Origin of the sequence: Corynebacterium tuberculostearicum (genome assembly GCF_032821615.1) — a bacterium.
GTDB classification, from domain to species: Bacteria; Actinomycetota; Actinomycetes; order Mycobacteriales; family Mycobacteriaceae; genus Corynebacterium; species Corynebacterium tuberculostearicum_H.
Window position 1 is genome coordinate 1 of the sequence record NZ_JAVBIF010000063.1, and the last position, 539, is coordinate 539.

A 539-nucleotide genomic window follows, 5' to 3' on the forward strand; every position below is an offset into this window, starting at 1 on the left:
AAGATTCATCAGATCTGGAAAGACTCCGATGAGGTTTATGGTGCTCCCCGGATCACCGCAGAACTTACCGAGCGTTACCGGATCACCCTGAATCGCAAGACTGTGGCTAAGCGGATGCGCCTGATGGGAATTGAAGGGATTTCACCGCGTGCCTTTGTCCCGGTGACAACGATTCAAGCTAAGCGTCAGTCGAGTCTTCCTGACCTGGTCAAGCGCGTGTTTGATACTGGTGATCTCAACCGAGTGTGGATGTCGGATATTACCTACCTACGCACCAGCGAGGGATGGTTGTACTTGTGTGCGGTCCGCGACGGCCATTCCCGCAGGGTGCTGGGCTGGGCGATGGATAGCGTTCAAGATACATGCCTGGTCGAACGGGCCCTGCGGATGGCATATACACTGCGCGGTGACGTTCCTGATGGGCTGGTGTTCCACGCTGACCGCGGAACGCAATTTACCAGCGAGAAGCTCTGGGAAGTCTGCCATAACCTGGGCATTGCTCAGTCTGTGGGGCGTACTGGTGTGTGCTTTGATAACGC

At 55.8% G+C, this 539-nt stretch carries 1 protein-coding gene; it reads left to right on the forward strand.

Annotated features, from left to right (window positions below):
* On the forward strand, positions 1 to 539 hold a 539-nt coding region (locus RAE09_RS11890; RefSeq protein WP_316981776.1), incomplete at both ends, for an IS3 family transposase.